The organism is Virgibacillus sp. 6R (genome assembly GCF_001895305.1).
Taxonomy (GTDB): domain Bacteria; phylum Bacillota; class Bacilli; order Bacillales; family Amphibacillaceae; genus Virgibacillus; species Virgibacillus pantothenticus.
Genome location: NZ_CP017762.1, coordinates 2,423,449 through 2,440,743, shown reverse-complemented (window position 1 = coordinate 2,440,743; position 17,295 = coordinate 2,423,449). Strand labels below are relative to the sequence as shown.

Genomic DNA, 17,295 nt, shown 5'->3' with positions numbered 1-17,295 from the left:
AGACCAAAAACACCGAATAATGAATAAAATGGAAAGCGATAGACTTCTCAGTATTCTCTAACTTTTATTTTGGGTCTCATCTTTTAACTCCTTTGAGTTCAGTTAAAAGAATGCGCTTTCTTTGTTTTTTCGTTATAGAAGGTCTTTCTTCAGATATAAGAACTTGCTTTTTGAACAACCTTATCCTATTGAATATTTGGATGAGTGGTAGAGTTTAAGAAATGGGATATAACGAGCAGCGTCTTGCAAGGTTTAGAAAAAAAATTAGAGTTGCTTTTTTATTTTATCATTTTTTTTACTGCTTGAATAGTCCTATTTTTTGGAAGACAGAAAAATAGCATTTTTCTCTTTATAATATCTATTAAATTATCAGTTTCACATAAAGCAATAGAATATCGCACTCTCTTCTTTAATCACATGTAAGAAGTAAGTTAACAACACTATTATTACTGTTCATAACCTTGACATTTCCTTACATTTGCATTATCGTTAACCAATATAAAAATAGGTTAACGATAATACGATTCTATGTTATTCTTAATTACATATAAAAATGAGAGGATGAAATTCTATTTATGTTAAATTTCCAATCATTAGCAAATGCTGTTGTAGAAGGATATGCACTAACCGAGGGAGAAAGCTTAGCCATTTTAAATTGCCCAGACGATGCCATTCTACCGTTATTGCATAGTGCTTTTTCTATTAGAAAACACTATTACGGCAATAAAGTAAAATTAAATATGATTATAAATACGAAATCTGGGGCATGCTCGGAAAATTGTGGGTATTGTGCACAGTCCCGTGATTCCACAAATCCCATTCAAAAATACAAAATGATGGACAAAGCCTCCATTATAAAAGGGGCAGAAAGAGCCATGCAAATGAATGCTGGTACGTACTGTATTGTTGCCAGCGGGCGAGGACCAACAAAACGGGAATTGAATCACATTACAAGTGCTGTTAAGGAAATTAAAGAAAAGTACCCTTTAAAAATTTGTGCCTGTCTTGGCATCTTAAAACCAGGACAAGCAGAGCAACTAAAAGATGCAGGTGTTGACAGATATAACCACAATATTAATACGTCTAAAGCTCATCACCATAATATTACTACGAGCCATACCTATCAAGATCGTGTACAAACCTTAAACCAAGTAAAAAAAGCGAATATATCGCCCTGCTCAGGAGTCATTATCGGAATGAAAGAAACGAAACAAGATGTTATCCAAATGGCATTGGCCTTAAAAGAATTAGAAGCTGCTTCTATTCCTGTTAATTTTTTACACGCAATGGAAGGAACGCTACTTGAAGGAACGGATGAGTTAAACCCATTGTATTGCTTAAAGGTATTATGCTTGTTTCGTTTTACGAATCCAACCACTGAAATTAGGGTGTCCGGAGGGCGTGAAGTGAATTTAAGAAGTCTACAACCTCTAAGCTTATATCCAGCAAATTCTATATTTATAGGAGACTATTTAACCACCGCTGGACAAGTAGCAACAAAAGACTTTCAAATGCTAAAAGATCTTGGTTTTGAAATAGATTATGGAGAGACGAAAGCACCTGTATATTAAAGACAGCGATAATTGGATGCGCTATCTATGCATAAACGATAAAGTATGGAAGCAAACTATTCCCTTATCGTTTATGCTTGTCTTGTTGAAGGAGGATTTCTGAGAAACTGCCGTCTCTTTTATATTCGCCATGAAGCTTCATACTTAGCGCTATTAAAAAGGCTATTGCTAAACATCCTGCTAGGAATAAATGTGTTCCTGTTCTTCCCCATATTTCTACCATGACAAGCGTAATCGAACCAAGAGAAGCACCAATAAATAGAACAAATGCATAAAATGAGGAAGCAGCAGATCTTTCTAGTCCACTGATGTCACCAATTATCTTCATAATAATCGGGAAGGTACAAGCTATCCCGGCTACATACGTTATACTCATAGTCACGATAAACTGCAGACTGCTACTTATACCCATCAGTATTAAACTAATCATACTGAGGCACAGGCTAAAGCGAAGGAGCGTCAGTTCTTTTACCCGACCAGCTAGTTTCGCTGCAAGCGGTGAAAAAATCATACCAATAACCCCTAATGCCCGAACATAGTAAATGGCTTCATCTGATAAATAATAGGGAGCCGCTTGCAAATAATCTCCTAAAATCGTATACATGCCAATAAAAGTAAACAGCAGGGGAAAAGTAATACCGTAGCATAATAGTAAATTTTTCCGTTTTGAGATCACTTGCAATTGTCGCATGTATTCAGCCATAACATTTTTTTTCGTTTCATTGCTTACTTTTGGCAATAACCATATGAACAAAAGAGCCGTAACAATATAAATAGCAGCAAACATATAGAACACCGACTGCCAATCAAATATCTGGTTCACGTGATCTGCAACAGCTTGACCAGTAACCCCAGCTAACACATAGCCAAAACTAATATAACCAATTACTGTAATACGCCAATAGTCAGGAAATAGTTCAAAAACATATGCAAGAGCTGTTGGAGCGAAGGTTGCTGCAAACAAACCTTGCAACGCTCGGAAGGTTAAAACCGCATTAAAAGCTTGGGGAAGCGCTGTCAAGAAGGTAAAGCAAGCTAGTACCAAAAAACCAAAAACGATAATCTGTTTTTTTCCAAATTTTTGTGATAAAGGAGCAAACAACAGAAAACCACAAGCATAAAAAATAGAAAACACACTGCTCATCCAAGCAGCTTGTTGTTCTGTAACCTGAAAATAGGCTGCTAAAGAATCCGTAATAGGGATTATTATATAAACAGCAGAAACAACAACAAGGGCACACCAAAATAAGAGAATCGTATAGATGTAATTTTTGGGTAATGGTGGCTTCACCATAAAACCTCCCATTTTATTTCACTCTTGTTTTAACTATATGATTCCCTGCTGATTCATGTGTCTATGGTATCATTCTGAAAAAGCGAAGAACCTTTACAGCATGCAATATAAAGTCGGTCAAAAAAGGTGAGGTAAAGAAGAGTTGAATAAAAATTTTTACGGACACAATTTTTTCAAGTTGGAAACATAGAATTGGATATCATGAAAAATAGAAGGAAAGACAAAATATTTGTGAATAAGCCCTATATGGGAGCATTTTCAAAGCGGATAATATCGGAGTTCTTAACAGTTAACAGAAAATATGTAAACCAGAAAGCAAGGAAAATGGGATGGAGGCGTATAAAAGCTCCGACCCTTGATTAGTACTTTCCTATCTTTTCTCGAGTTTAAATAATATGTTTCATCCCATTCATTCTTAACCATTGCTCAATCTTTTTGTCTAATAACCGAACTCGTTCTAACGCAACTTTATCATCAATGCGTCTATAATGATGATTTCCACCACTTTCTTCATCAGCTTCATCCGCCAAGTGAACCACTTGCTGTAATGGCTTTAATTGCAATTCACCGGTTGGCAAATAAGAATCTGTATGAAGGAGGATAGCTACTGCTATTTCCTTAGCCACCTGACGATCCTCACCAATTCGAATGAGTAATTTATGCGCACGGCTTGCTCCTTTAATCGCATGAATATCATTTTTTCGATACATATCATAATCCCATTTGCCTTCCCGATACCAGGTGTAGTGACCCACATCGTGTAATAATGCAGCCTTAGTAGCATGGTCAGGGTTTACGTGATACTGCTCCGCTAATACAAATGCATGCTCTGCTACAGCAATCGCATGAGCCACACCTGAACGTTTCAGATATCGTTGCGTAATCGGATGTAAAAATACAGCTTCTAATGTTACATTCCTCATTTAAACATACCCCCCTCTATATAATTAAAATATCTTCCAAATGCTCTTGTTTTCTTAGAATTTCTCAAACACCTCCTTTAATTATTTGACATATTTTCCACCATGTTACCCAAGTAATATGAGTAAATTTTAAAAACTATAGCATATAAAAGGCATCTATTGCAAGTTATATTTATCCCACGAGTCTGGAAAATATTTACCGGGCTTCCTCTCACCTTGTCTTTTCTTTCTATTATATCGCTTTAATAAAATCGCAACCACATCAGCGAGAGTTTTTTTCCAACTTTAATTATTAGTTACACAGGGATGTAGCCTAAAGACCTCTGAACAAGATTGGATATTTTTACAGCCTCTCATCTGTCCGCCTCTGGTTTACCTTGCAGAAGAGAGAGGCTAGTCTTACTTGAAAGTCACCTGTGGGATAAAGATGTTGGAAGGATACTTGCATCTTTACCTGTAGTGAATCTATACTTTCGAAAAATGTTAGTTGTAAAAAACAACTGTCGTAAATAAAAGCACCCAATAGCATGCTTCTATTTACGACAGTCGTTCAGGGCACGTTACATTTCTAGCTCAAAATCTTTTACATATGCTCTTGGTGTCAGAATTGCTTTTCCATCAAATGTATCTAGCGGTTTTCCATTTTTTACTCGATTTGGCGTATCAGGATTGGCTAACGCCTGACGGGCAATTGCTATAAAGTCAGCTTGTCCCTGTTCAATAACCGTAGCAGCTTTTTCTGGGTCGCCCAAGCTTCCACAAGCAATAATTGGCTTACCGGAATATTTTTTGGCTGCCTCTGACATTGTCATCGTTCCATCACCGAAGCCTGGCGTAGTGGCGTCATCATCCGAAATATGAATATAATCCACATCTGTTTTTCCAAGCTCAGAGAAAATAGTAGCCGCTTCTTCTTCTCCACCAGGCCACTTATAACTTTTATCTGTTGCTTTTAATTGGGAAATGCGAATACCTACAATCATCGTCCCTCCTACCGCCTCACGAACATCAACTATCAATTCTTTTAAAAGGCGGACCCTATTTTCTACACTGCCGCCATACTGATCCGTACGCTGATTAATCCCTTTCGATAAAAATTCATCGAGTAAATAACCATTTGCTCCATGCAATTCCACTCCATTAAAACCAGCTTTCTTCGCATATTTAGCCGATTGAACAAACCCTTGTTTCACTTCTTCAATTTCAGCAAGTGTTAATTCCTTTGCTTCAGGGTAAGGACCGCTACCTCCGTAAATTTCAGCTTTATCACTCGGAGGAGTGAATGGAGATGGTGCGACAGTAACATCCGAATAATAATTCCCTTGGGTTTGTGCCCCGCCATGCATCAATTGTGCAATCATTAATGCACCATGTGATTGGACACTTTCTACAATTGGTTTCCAGTTTGCAGCGTGTTGTTCAGTAGCTAACCCGCCCTGAAATTCATAGGCTTGACTATGTTTTGTATCAGGATAAACGCCTTCCGTAATAACAACGGCAAAACCACCTTTTGCGTATCTTTCGTAATAACGGTGTACACGTTCATTGGGTGTTCCATCTGCTTCCGAGCTAACTCTAGTCATGGGCGCTAAAATATAGCGATTTTTTAATACTTGTGTACCTAAATACCCTTGTTCAAACAGTTTGTTCATCTTAATCACCCTATTCTTGTTGTTATTTTAAAATTAACTATTTCGTTAATTTTATGCCATTTATTATTCCAGATAATTTAATATTCTACAACTCATTTGCTCAAGGCAAACTTTAACAAACATCTTTAGTACTTTGCATTTTTTCCAATACTAATTATTCTTTCTCGCTTAGAGAAATCATATAAATTAATAACTATTCTAATATTTTTGAAAAACATCTAATGAAAGTGATTGTAAGCCTTGTTAATTCCTTAAAAATATTATATACTCTCGATTAACAGAAAGGTTGGGTTAATCAAATTATTCAAAAATATATGTATTATCTTGAAGGATAAGGGGGTTTTATTTTGTCGCAGAAACAACAAGCCCAAAGCGTACTTGAAATTAAAAATTTACATACAGGTTTTTTAATAGATAATGAATTACATCATGCCGTAATGGATGTGAGTTTTAACGTCAACTCTAAAGAAATTGTTTGCGTCGTTGGCGAATCAGGATGTGGAAAAAGTGTTATGTCATTATCTATTATGCAGCTTCTTCCAAAGACAAATTCTAAGATTTCTGCAGGAGAAGTTATTTTTAATGGAGAAGATCTGGTCCAAAAGTCGGAAAAGGAAATGAACCAAATTCGTGGTAAAGATATTGCAATGATTTTTCAAGAACCTATGACAGCATTAAATCCTGTTTTTTCGATTGGCTGGCAGTTGAGGGAGGTTTTATTTAATCATTTGGAAATATCCAAGCAAAAAGCTACAAATAAAGCCATTGACCTGTTGAAACAAGTAGGAATATCCCGTCCAGAAAAAATTATGGATGAATATCCGCACCAACTATCTGGTGGGATGCGTCAGCGTGTCATTATCGCTATGGCGATTGCACTGCAGCCCAAACTATTAATTGCAGATGAACCAACAACAGCATTGGATGTAACGATTCAGGCACAAATACTAGAGCTTCTTAAAGGTATACAAAATCAAGTCAACATGGCAATTATGCTCATCACTCATGATTTAGGTGTCGTTGCAGAGATGGCCGATAGAGTAATCGTTATGTATGCTGGACAAATCGTAGAAAAGGCTGGTGTCGTTGAATTATTTACAAAACCTAAACATCCGTATACGCAGTCATTGCTGGAAAGTATACCAAAGATGGATAAGACAGTGGAAAAACTAAACACCATTGATGGTATAGTACCTTCATTGGATAATATGCCTGAAGTAGGTTGCCGTTTTGCTGGCAGATGTCCAAAAGCATTCGGAGATTGCCCGCTTATAACACCACAACTTGCTGAAGTGGCTGCCGGTCAATATGCACGCTGCCTCTTATTTGATGAATGTTATCCACATAAGACATCACGTATTAAGGAGGTAGAAAAGGTATGATCCAGAATACGGAAGTAAAGAAAAAAGATTTAACGCAAAGAGGTTTACTTTTAGAAGTCAAAAATTTGAGAAAATACTACCCTGTTCATACTGGCTTTTTCAAACGAAAAACAGGCGGTGTGAAAGCCGTAGATGATATTTCCCTCACCCTTCGCAAAGGGGAGACGTTTGGCCTCGTTGGTGAGTCGGGATGCGGAAAATCTACCGCAGGTCGTACTATTTTAAGGTTGACGAATGCAACAGATGGAAAAATCTTTTTTGAAGGTAAAGATATTACTAATTTAAGTGGTTCTGCTCTTCGTAAAGCAAGACAGGATTACCAGATGGTGTTTCAAGATCCATATGCTTCACTAAATCCGAAAATGATGGTGGGGCATTTAGTGGATGAACCTCTTCGAAATTATCGAAATAAATCCCATAAGGAACTAAAACCAGAAGTGCAACATCTATTAAAACGTGTTGGTCTTCGTGAAGAAGATTATTATAAATATCCGCACGAGTTTTCAGGAGGGCAGCGTCAACGGATTGGAATAGCAAGGGCACTGGCTTTAAACCCTAAATTAATTGTTGCTGATGAACCAGTAAGTGCACTGGATGTATCCATTCAATCGCAAGTGTTAAACCTTTTGAAAGAACTGCAGGAAGAATTTGATTTAACTTATTTATTCATTGCCCATGACTTAAGTGTAGTCAAACATATGAGTGATCATATTGGTGTCATGTACCTAGGTAAAATGGTAGAAGTCGGAGAGAAAGAATCCATTTATAGAGAACCATTGCATCCTTATACACAAGCACTAATTTCCGCAATTCCTGAACCAGACCCATTAAATAAAAAGGAACGCATTATCCTAAAAGGTGATGTCCCAAACCCACAAAGTCCGCCGAACGGCTGCGTTTTCCATACAAGATGTCCCATGGCAATGGATAAATGTAAAGAAATTGTCCCGCAATTAAAGGAGGTGAAGCCTAACCACCAGGTCGCATGTCTATTATATGAGAATGAATAATCACTTATTTTTAGGGGGGCGTAAGTGTTGAAAAAGAAAGTTTGGTTGTTTTTATTAATTTTTCTATCGTTATCTTTATTTCTAGTAGCATGTGCCGATACGACATCCGAGGAAGGTGAAGGTAGCTCAGGGGATGAGAAAGCAGAAGGGTCTGGTGATGACGCTGAAGCAAAGGCAGGTGAGCCTAAAAAAGGCGGCACCGTTACATTTGCCTTTACACAACCATTCCAAGGCCTTTTGGATCGTGGGTTTTATGAAGGTGAGGATGATGAGAAAATTTTAAGATTTATAACAGATAGTCTAGTCGATACGAATGATGAGTTACAGCCAGAACCAGGTATGGCAGACTTTGAAGTCGATAAAGAAAAGAATACTGTTACTTTTACTCTAAAAGACGGAATTACGTGGCATGACGGCGAGCCACTTACTACGGAGGACGTCGCCTATGCCTATGAAGTTATTGCACATCCGGATTACGAAGGGATGCGCTATACGAATGTGAACATGATTGAGGGTGTAGAAGCCTATAACAAAGGAAAAGTAGACAGCATTTCAGGAATTGAAATTGTCGACGAGAAGACGATTGTACTAACGTTGACAGATGTTGCACCAAATACAATTTCAAATCTATGGAGCTCCCCAATGCCAAAACATCATTACGAGGGTATTGAAGTAGCTGATTTACCTGAATCGGATGCTGTCCGTAAAAACCCAATTGGTACTGGACCGTTTAAGGTAAAAAACATCGTACCAGGCGAAATGGTAGAAATGGAAAAATATGCGGATTACTGGCAGGGCGAGCCATACTTGGACGGTGTCGTTTATAAGGTTATTGATGCTTCTGTGGCAACAGGCTCTCTTAAAAATGGGGAGATAGATATCATGCAAGCTCCAAGTAGCCAATACCCTGAAATTAAAAAGCTTGATAACGTAGAAGCGATTGAAGAGCCAGCACTGAGCTTTAACTATATCGGCTTTAAATTAGGTCATTGGGATGCCGAGAAAGGCGTAAACGTGATGGACAATAAAAAATTTCAAAACAAACAGCTACGTAAAGCAATGGCTTATGCAATTGACATTCAAGGAATTTTGGATTCCTTTTCCAATGGTCTTGGTGAAGTAATTGGAGCACCGGTACCTCCTGTCAGCTGGGCATATGCGGATCAATCAGAGCTTGAACAATACAATTACGACCCTGAAAAAGCAAAAGAATTATTGGATGAAGCTGGTTATGTTGATGTCAATGATGATGGCTGGCGTGAGGATCCAGACGGAAAAGAGTTTACGGTAAACTTCGATACTATGTCAGGTTCAGATATTTCTGAACCACGTGCTCAATACATTTTACAGAACTGGCAGGATGTTGGCATCAATGCGAAATTAAACGGTGGTCTTAAAGAGTTTAATTTATTCTATGATGTCTTGGAAAAGGATGAACCCTCTGTCGAAACCTTTATGGGCGCTTGGGGACTTGCTTCTGATCCAGACCCAACAGGTTTATGGAAATCAGATAGCGTATCAAACTATGCGCGTTGGGTAAATGAGGAGTCAGATAAGTTAATCGAAAAAGGACTTAGCGATGAAGCTTTTAATCAAGAATACCGTAAAAATGTTTATGTTGAATGGCAAAAACTGATTAACGATGAATTGCCAAACATTTTCCTATACGCACCAGTGGATGTATATGCAGTGAACAAACGTCTACAAAATGTTCACACCAATTCATTTACATCTCAGCAAAACACACATTTATGGTGGGTAACAGACGCTAACGAAGAATAAAATATAAAACTAGTGATAAGGGGAAAATAATATGCTCATATACACATTAAGAAGAGTAGCCATCATGATCCCCATTATTTTCCTTGTCTCTGTAGTGGTATTTTTCCTGGCAAACCTAATGCCAGGAGATGCCCTTACAGGGAAAATTGATCCATTAAATACAGACCCAGCGTATATTGAAGAAATGCGAGAAAAGCTTGGCTATAATGATCCCACTTATGTTCAGTATTTAAACTGGGTCAGTGGATTTTTTCAAGGGGATTTTGGGCAATCATTCGTGCATAAAATGCCCGCTTCAGAATTAATTTTATCGCGACTGCCTAATACCATATTACTAGCTGTTGTAGCCATGATCATTACATACATAGTGTCCTTTTTAATGGGAAGATATGCAGGCCGCCATCCCTACACATTAGGCGACTATGGTGTACAAGTATTAAATTATTTAGCACTTGCCATGCCGAGTTTTGTAGCAGCTTTATTGCTCATTTACTTTGTTTCCTTTCAATTAGGGTGGCTCCCAGCAACTGGAAGTATTGGTTCGGGGGTAGACCCTGGGACATGGAAATATATCGTTAGTAAAGTAGAACATGCTATCTTACCGTCATTATGTCTTGGTTTATTGCCAATTGCTAGCTATACGCAATTTTTACGTAACGACATGATTGAAAGTTCTCAAAAAGATTTTGTGCGTATGGCACGCGCAAAAGGAACACCTGAAAAGAAAGTATATAATAAACATATTTTACGTAATTCTGTCATCCCTATCGTTACGCTATTAGGGTTTGATTTAGCTGGTATTATCGGAGGATCTGTTATTATTGAAACCATTTTCACGTATCCAGGGGTAGGTCAACTATTTGTAGATTCAATTAATAATCGAGATTACACAGTAGTTATGGCGATCACGATGCTATTAACCGTTATGACACTTATTGGAAATCTGCTCGCTGATATTTTCTATGCGTTAGTGGATCCTAGAATACGATTGGATTAATGGAGGAGGTAGATTAAATGGAACCAATTACAAACCAAACTGTTCAGCAGACCCCTCCAAAGAAGAAAAGTTTATCACAATGGGCAATGGCCCGAAAAAAATTTATCCGAAATATTCCTGCAATGGCTAGTCTTATTTTCCTATTAGTTGTAACAGCATTATCCATGGCGTCACCACTTTTATCTGATATTGATCCGAGTCGCATAAACCCAAAGCTTGTTGAAGCACCGCCTTCTGCTGAACATTGGCTTGGTGCAGATAGTGCAGGTAGGGATATCGTTACCATGCTATTATATGGTGGACGGACATCGTTATTAATTGGCTTTTCTTGTACGGCCATCATTATATTCATTGCTACGTTAATAGGAACAATTTCAGGTTATTACGGGAATAAAATTGATAGTATTCTCATGCGATTTACTGATTTTATGATGAATTTCCCGTTCCTGATTTTTGTTATTGTATTACAAGCGATTTTTGTTGACAGTGGTGTGTTAGCATTAATTCTTGTTATTAGCTTACTCAGCTGGACCGGAGCCGCAAGAGTAATTCGAAGTAAGGTTATGTCGGAAAAGGAAAATGAATATGTATTAAGTGCGGTATCAATCGGTACCAAGCCTTCTAAAGTAATGATTAAACATATACTCCCTAACGTCATATCAACCATTATCGTTCAGGCAACACTTTTATTAGCAGCGATGATTGTGGCCGAAACTGGATTGAGTTATCTTGGCTTCGGTGTACCAGTTGGCACGCCAAGCTGGGGGAATATGCTACAAGCAGCCCGTGACCCTGGTACGTTCGAAAACCTGTGGTGGGTATGGTTACCACCTGGTTTGTTAATAACGTTAACCATTTTATCAATTAACTTTATCGGCGAAGGATTTAAAGATGCTTTTAACCCGAAAACAAAGAAATAATAGTTTGAGCCTGGGTTTTATGAATGATAAAACCCAGGTATTTTTATTGAAAAAACTAATTTCCTTTCATTGTTCTTTTGACTTGTTGTATTTTACTACGATCAAGCGAATGAGCAAACGAATTATTTATTCGTACACCTGAACCAAAGTGAAAGGCTTGTGGCTTTACTTGATGATAGACATCGGCAAATGTCTCTGGCCTTAAACCGTGACCAACCATAACGGATAAATGCGTATCATTGGCTAAATCAATTATTTGCTGCAGTTGTGGAATTGCGTCAGGAGCTTTATAATTACCACCGGCTGTTAAAATCGTTGTAATTTGCTCATATTTTGCTAAGCATTGTAATGCTTCTACTTGATCACGGGCAAAATCAAACGCCCGATGGAAGGTTACTTCCAAACCATCAGCCACATCCAACAACTGTTTTAAAACTTCCTCATCAATGGTCTGTTTAACCGTCAATGCACCAATAACAATCCCATTTGCTCCAACTTTCTTAATTAACTCTATATCCGCTTTCATTGTGTCTAAATCATGTTTATTATATACGAACGATTGACTATGTGGACGAACCATTACATTCATAGGAATGTTTACAGCTTCTACCGCATTTTTTAGTAAACCGAAGCTTGGTGTTAAGCCAATTTCCGCCATTGCAGGACTAAGTTCAATCCGATCTGCACCATACTGCTCTGCCTCAATCACATCTGTTAAATTCGTTGTAATTACTTCTAAAAGCATGAATATTCCTCTCCTTTACATACTCTACCCTCATCCTACCCAAACTGAGTACCATTTAACAGACCAAAAGCATGCAAAGTATCCATTTAATTATACTTAAGAATTGAATTCTTATAAATATTTCAATCGGTACGGGAATAAGCGGGCAACAACTATCCATAATCCCAGTCGTTTAAAAAATATTCCACAACAGGGAAAAGAATCAATAAGACACCCATACCCTATTGAAATAATCCGACTTTAGCTAACTGATTTTTATTGCCTTTAAAAATTGATTCATTAAATCCTGAAATTACGATGAGTAATTTCTTGTTCCAAAATGAACCACCCTAACAACATGAAAATGCAACTGATAATATAAAAATCGACGGGGTACATCCTATCCCCATCTCCTTTTTTTAATTGTTTAAATACACAAACATAGTTTGGCTATTTCAAGTTATCAATCTATAAAGATAACACTTGTTTTCTCATTTTATTTGCTCTATTTAATCAAATATGATTAAATAGCCTGTAAATAGTTTCATACTATATGTTTCACTAGGGGAGCAATTTTATTGCTGAGAAAGGAAACTTGACCCTTTGAACCTGATCTAGTTTACACTAGCGTAGGGAAGTGATGACTTGCAACAGATTAACAAGCTAGTCAAGCATGCACTCCCATTCTTTACAATCGTTGAATGGGATTTTTTATGACTTTTGCTTCACTTCGTTACAGAGCTAAGTGATCTTCCTCAAAACTGCAAAGGTGAGTTGTTTCCATAACTTCTCTAGCATTAAAATAATAACATGGAAGAGGAGAATTAAACGTGCAACCATTATTTACAGACCGTTTATGGAAAAAGGTGGAGCCCATTTGGAAGTCATATTTGGAGCACCCGTTTGTGAAGGGACTAGGGGAAGGTTGGCTGGACAAAGAAAAGTTTAAACATTGGATGAAGCAAGACTATGTTTATTTAATCGAATATTCCCGTCTGTTTGCACTAGGTAGTGCAAAGGCAAATGATTTAACAACTATGACAACCTTTGCCAATCTATTACACGGCACATTGCATATGGAAATGGATTTGCATCGTAACTATGCAAGTAAATTCAGTATTACCGCACAAGAGTTAGAAGAAACAGAAGCAGCTGCGACAACGACTGCATATACAAGTTATATGCTAAATGTCTCTCAACGAGGTGGCGTAGAAAATACAATCGCTGCTGTTCTCGCATGTGCCTGGAGCTATAACTATATAGGGAAAATACTAGCAACATGGCCAAACGCATTGGAACATGAATTTTATGGGAGTTGGGTACAAATGTATTCCTCAGATGAATTCACAGCACTTGCTAACGACTGCATTGATTTAATAAATGCTATTGCTAAAGATAAACCAGAGCATGAGCTGGCTCTATTAGAAGATATCGTTGTCAAGACAAGTTACTTTGAGTATATGTTCTGGGATATGGCAGAAAATCAAGCAATGTGGCCAATCCCTTCCACAGCATTAGTTTAAATGTGCATGACACTCCATTACTAATATTCTATCTAATTATTATAAAGAAAGACTCCCTGCTATATTTCTATTTCAGAAGGGAGTTTTTCTGCTTTCGGATATACATTTATTCTTGAGATAAATATTCCTCTAATGTTAGATCATTCTTCATGATTTCTTGAGCGGCTTTCTTACCAACATAACGAATATGCCATGGTTCATATTGATATTGTGTAATTTCTTCTTTTCCCTTTGGAAAGCGAATGATAAATCCATATTCAGCCGCATTCTCTGCCAACCATTTACCTTCATCTGTATTTCCAAAATCCTCGTTTAATTGGAAATCAACATTAGGACTAGTCACATCCATCGTTAAACCCGTTTGATGTTCACTTTCACCTGGACGAGCACTTACTTGGTTTGCTTCTGCTTCACCTAAAGATTGTACATTAGAAGCAAATATCGATGTTTGCCGATCATAGGAACGATATCCAGACTGGGCAAACAACTCCAAGCCTTCCTTATCTGCAGCTGCAAATAACTCTTCAAGCGCTGGAGCAGCAATTTTACGCATTTGTTTTTTCGGTAAATCTTCAGTAAAAGGAAAACGAACATTGGGTGTCACTAAGTCCACAGGCGTATAGTCTGGTGGTAGGGCATTTTCCTTATTTACTAATACTAATTGTTCGTGGGGATTTGCAGTAACTTTTGTCCCACTATCCGTGGTAACAGGCTCTGCTTTAACAGGCAATTCTTTACCCGCTTCAAAACCACTAGATTTATCTTCAAGTAGTTGCCGAACCACTTTTGCAGTTTCTTGTTCATAGATACCAGTTAAAGGTAAATCTTTCTGCATCTGTAAGTCTGTAACAGCCCATACAGTAGCATCATCAAATTCACCATTATCTTTTATATCGTAGCCAATATTCTTTAAAGCAATTTGTAAAGCTTTTACATCTTTGCCACTATCTAATTTTTGTAAATCCGCTTCAGGAAGCTGTAAGCTCTGATTTGTTTCACCGTTTTTTTCATCATTGGACTGAGTTGATTCTTCTTTATCGTTATTCGTACATGCTGATGTAAATATAAACATAAGCAATAAAACAATAAAGGTGATGATATGTTTCCGTTTCATAATTTCCTCTCCTTCGAAACGTCCCTAGATGGAAGCATTCTAGCTTGCTTCAAAATAGTTTTTCAATCCATCTACAATTGCAGCACCCACTATTTGATCATATTCCTCAGACTGTATGGTTGCTAATTCTTCTGGATTACTCATAAAACCTAACTCTAACAGGATAGATGGTGCATCGTTATCATTCAATACAAAATAATTGTTTTCCTTGACTCCCCGATCTCGTAATTCAATAGCTGCTGTAAGTGACTGATTAATACTCTGCGCTAACTGATGATCCTTTTCCTTAGAAAAATAATACGTACTAAAACCACTTACACTTGGATCAGTAAATGTATTGTAATGAACACTGATAAAAGCCTCTGGTGATTCTTCATTACTCATGTTCCTTCTATCTTCTAACGATACTTTTTCATCTTCTGTCCTTGTCATTATAACATTAGCTCCAGCATTTCGTAATGCTTTTTTTATCGCATCTGACGTATTCGTAATTAAATCTTTTTCATGTACAACGTTAGACTCTACGGAACCTGGATCTCTTCCGCCGTGTCCAGGATCAATCATAACCGTGTGTCCCTTTAGTGCTACAGAATCAGTTGTAGCATTTAATGTCTCCTGTTTTGTTTCACTAGCTGTTTTGGTCTTTCCTTCGGAGGTTTCTGCATTGCCAGCCCCGCATGCAGCTAATAAAATAAAGAATAAAGAAAATATAATAAACTTGAATATATTTCTTTGCTTCATAAATCACATTCCTTTCGCCAGTCCCTTTTATCGCTTACTAATATTTATCGTTAACCCATCCATTAAGATAGTTTTTCATATTCATTACTTACTAATAAAAAATCAAACCTGATTGATAGTCTAACAAACTAAGGCTTCAAATTGCTATATTTTTGATTATGATTAGATTTGGACACCTCGTATCATACCAAGGGGGCGTTTTTAGTTCAATCCTCATTTTGCTTTATTACAGGAATGCTTTCCTATAGTGCAAAAAACCGCCCTAAAAGTTTTTTCTCCTTCTAGGACGGCTTATTTTATTGCCAGCTATTGATATTTAAGATAATTCTGGCCAGTATGCTTTATTCGCTTCATATAAATCATCAAGTAAATCTTTAGCAACTTTTGCACTCGGGACAATCTTAGATAACGTAAGTGCCTGCCATAGTTTTTGGTATGATTTTTCTACCCAAGCTTCTACTACCAGTTTTTCAACTGCCACTTGTTGCTCCATTAATCCTTTTTGGAAACGAGGAATTTCTCCCATAGCAAGTGGTTCAGGGCCTTGGCTGCCAACAAGGCAAGGGATTTCAACCATTGCTGTCGGTTCAAAATTACTAATTGCGCCGTTATTTTCAACAATCAGCAGCATACGTTCTTTTGAATTATAGGCTATGGCACGTGCTAAATCTACAATATAGGAAGCATGTTCATCAATTTCTAGTTCAGTTCCTTCAGCGGTTTGGTTATCAATAATTTTTTGACATTCTCCGAATACAAACTTCTCGCGTCCATCCATCACTTCATTCGCTCGTGTATATTCAGGATTAGACTGTTCCACCACATAATCTGGATAGAAGTAATATTTCAAATATGTGTTTGGCACGGTCATTGGATCAAGTGCTTGCACATCTTTTGCTTTAGCAAAGGTACTATTCCAGCTTGCATCAGAATGCTGCTTACTTTCATCTGCTGTCACATAGCCATGTTTGGAAACATGCTCGCGAATTTTTGGCATTAGGTCATTTCCCTGTTTATCACGAATATCAAACCACCAACCGAAATGGTTTAAACCATAATATCGCACTTCCATTTCTTTACGAGACGACAATCCAATCGATGCCGCCATTAACTCCTCAATTCCAATTGGCATATCGCAAATATTCAATATTTTAGAATTTGGACGTAATCGCCGTGTTGCTTCAGCAACAATAGCTGCAGGGTTAGAATAGTTTAAAAACCATGCGTTTGGTGAGTATTTTTCCATATAGTCCACAAGTTCAATAACCGGTCCAATCGAACGCATTCCATAGGCAATTCCACCCGGTCCACATGTTTCTTGTCCAACTACCCCATGCTTAAGCGGTATTTTCTCATCTTTTTCACGCATTGCATATTTTCCAACGCGAATATGAGCCATGACGAAATCAATATTACTAAATGCTTCTTCTGGGTCAATCGTTTCGACAAAGTTAATTTGCGGTGCTTTTTCTTTTAATAGAATTCTGCAAGCTCCAGCAACGGTACCTTGCCGTTCTTCATCATTGTCATAAAGCTTTATTTCTTTAATCGGAAATCTGTCCAAGTTTTCTAATAGCATTAATATAATCCCTGGAGTAAATGTACTTCCTCCGCCAGCAATTGTAATTGAAAATTGTTTCATGTTCTTTTTCCTCCTTGTGT

General features: G+C 37.5%; 14 protein-coding genes and 1 riboswitch. Of the genes, 7 read left to right on the top strand and 7 right to left on the bottom strand.

The window, feature by feature from the left end:
* The first annotated feature begins 575 nt into the window (after nucleotides 1–575).
* Nucleotides 576–1,571 carry a biotin synthase BioB gene (gene bioB / locus BKP57_RS10965; RefSeq protein ID WP_050350528.1) on the top strand — a complete coding sequence of 332 codons (996 nt, stop codon included), beginning with the start codon at nucleotides 576–578 and terminating at the stop codon, nucleotides 1,569–1,571.
* A gap of 64 nt (nucleotides 1,572–1,635) precedes the next feature.
* Here bioB and BKP57_RS10960 read toward each other — a convergent pair whose 3' ends face one another.
* The 3 genes from BKP57_RS10960 to BKP57_RS10950 all read right to left on the bottom strand — a co-directional run bounded on the left by BKP57_RS10960 (nucleotide 1,636) and on the right by BKP57_RS10950 (nucleotide 5,440).
* A complete protein-coding gene (locus BKP57_RS10960) occupies nucleotides 1,636–2,877 on the bottom strand; it encodes an MFS transporter (RefSeq protein ID WP_083547246.1) in 1,242 nt (413 codons plus the stop codon).
* Between the two features lie 374 nt (nucleotides 2,878–3,251).
* Nucleotides 3,252–3,788 carry an HD domain-containing protein gene (locus BKP57_RS10955; protein ID WP_050350530.1) on the bottom strand — a complete coding sequence of 179 codons (537 nt, stop codon included), beginning with the start codon at nucleotides 3,786–3,788 and terminating at the stop codon, nucleotides 3,252–3,254.
* Between the two features lie 560 nt (nucleotides 3,789–4,348).
* Nucleotides 4,349–5,440 (bottom strand): oxidoreductase, encoded by a 1,092-nt coding sequence (locus BKP57_RS10950; protein ID WP_050350531.1) that lies wholly within the window; start codon nucleotides 5,438–5,440, stop codon nucleotides 4,349–4,351.
* A gap of 347 nt (nucleotides 5,441–5,787) precedes the next feature.
* Here BKP57_RS10950 and BKP57_RS10945 point away from each other — a divergent pair, with 347 nt between their 5' ends.
* The 5 genes from BKP57_RS10945 to opp4C are packed head-to-tail and all read left to right on the top strand — an operon-like array spanning nucleotide 5,788 to nucleotide 11,531.
* The gene (locus BKP57_RS10945) at nucleotides 5,788–6,822 is read left to right on the top strand and encodes an ABC transporter ATP-binding protein (RefSeq protein WP_072741537.1); all 1,035 of its coding nucleotides are present in this window, start codon (nucleotides 5,788–5,790) and stop codon (nucleotides 6,820–6,822) included.
* Nucleotides 6,819–7,832: an ABC transporter ATP-binding protein gene (locus tag BKP57_RS10940; RefSeq protein WP_072741536.1), complete on the top strand. Its 1,014-nt coding sequence runs from the start codon at nucleotides 6,819–6,821 to the stop codon at nucleotides 7,830–7,832. The genes BKP57_RS10945 and BKP57_RS10940 overlap by 4 nt, the downstream gene beginning before the upstream one ends.
* Before the next feature lie 27 nt (nucleotides 7,833–7,859).
* Nucleotides 7,860–9,614 (top strand): oligopeptide ABC transporter substrate-binding protein, encoded by a 1,755-nt coding sequence (gene opp4A / locus BKP57_RS10935; protein ID WP_072742417.1) that lies wholly within the window; start codon nucleotides 7,860–7,862, stop codon nucleotides 9,612–9,614.
* A gap of 31 nt (nucleotides 9,615–9,645) precedes the next feature.
* Nucleotides 9,646–10,611, top strand: a complete 966-nt coding sequence (gene opp4B / locus BKP57_RS10930) for an oligopeptide ABC transporter permease (RefSeq protein WP_050350534.1) — start codon at nucleotides 9,646–9,648, stop codon at nucleotides 10,609–10,611.
* 17 nt (nucleotides 10,612–10,628) lie between these two features.
* The gene (opp4C, locus tag BKP57_RS10925; RefSeq protein WP_072741535.1) at nucleotides 10,629–11,531 is read left to right on the top strand and encodes an oligopeptide ABC transporter permease; all 903 of its coding nucleotides are present in this window, start codon (nucleotides 10,629–10,631) and stop codon (nucleotides 11,529–11,531) included.
* A gap of 55 nt (nucleotides 11,532–11,586) precedes the next feature.
* On the opposite strand, the gene BKP57_RS10920 is transcribed toward opp4C, so the two are convergent.
* Nucleotides 11,587–12,276, bottom strand: coding sequence for a copper homeostasis protein CutC (locus tag BKP57_RS10920; protein WP_072741534.1), 690 nt, complete (start codon nucleotides 12,274–12,276; stop codon nucleotides 11,587–11,589).
* Nucleotides 12,277–12,808: 532 nt separating this feature from the next.
* Nucleotides 12,809–12,908: riboswitch (TPP riboswitch) on the top strand.
* Between the two features lie 177 nt (nucleotides 12,909–13,085).
* Between BKP57_RS10920 and tenA the strand changes: the two genes are divergently transcribed.
* Nucleotides 13,086–13,778: a thiaminase II gene (gene tenA, locus BKP57_RS10915; RefSeq protein ID WP_072741533.1), complete on the top strand. Its 693-nt coding sequence runs from the start codon at nucleotides 13,086–13,088 to the stop codon at nucleotides 13,776–13,778.
* Nucleotides 13,779–13,884: 106 nt separating this feature from the next.
* Here tenA and BKP57_RS10910 read toward each other — a convergent pair whose 3' ends face one another.
* From BKP57_RS10910 to BKP57_RS10900, 3 genes are all read right to left on the bottom strand, one after another.
* Nucleotides 13,885–14,892, bottom strand: coding sequence for a D-alanyl-D-alanine carboxypeptidase family protein (locus BKP57_RS10910; RefSeq protein WP_072741532.1), 1,008 nt, complete (start codon nucleotides 14,890–14,892; stop codon nucleotides 13,885–13,887).
* 39 nt (nucleotides 14,893–14,931) lie between these two features.
* Complete coding sequence (locus tag BKP57_RS10905) at nucleotides 14,932–15,633, bottom strand: N-acetylmuramoyl-L-alanine amidase family protein (protein WP_072741531.1); 702 nt, start codon at nucleotides 15,631–15,633, stop codon at nucleotides 14,932–14,934.
* A gap of 316 nt (nucleotides 15,634–15,949) precedes the next feature.
* The gene (locus tag BKP57_RS10900) at nucleotides 15,950–17,275 is read right to left on the bottom strand and encodes a 6-phospho-alpha-glucosidase (protein ID WP_050350540.1); all 1,326 of its coding nucleotides are present in this window, start codon (nucleotides 17,273–17,275) and stop codon (nucleotides 15,950–15,952) included.
* Nucleotides 17,276–17,295 lie beyond the last annotated feature (20 nt).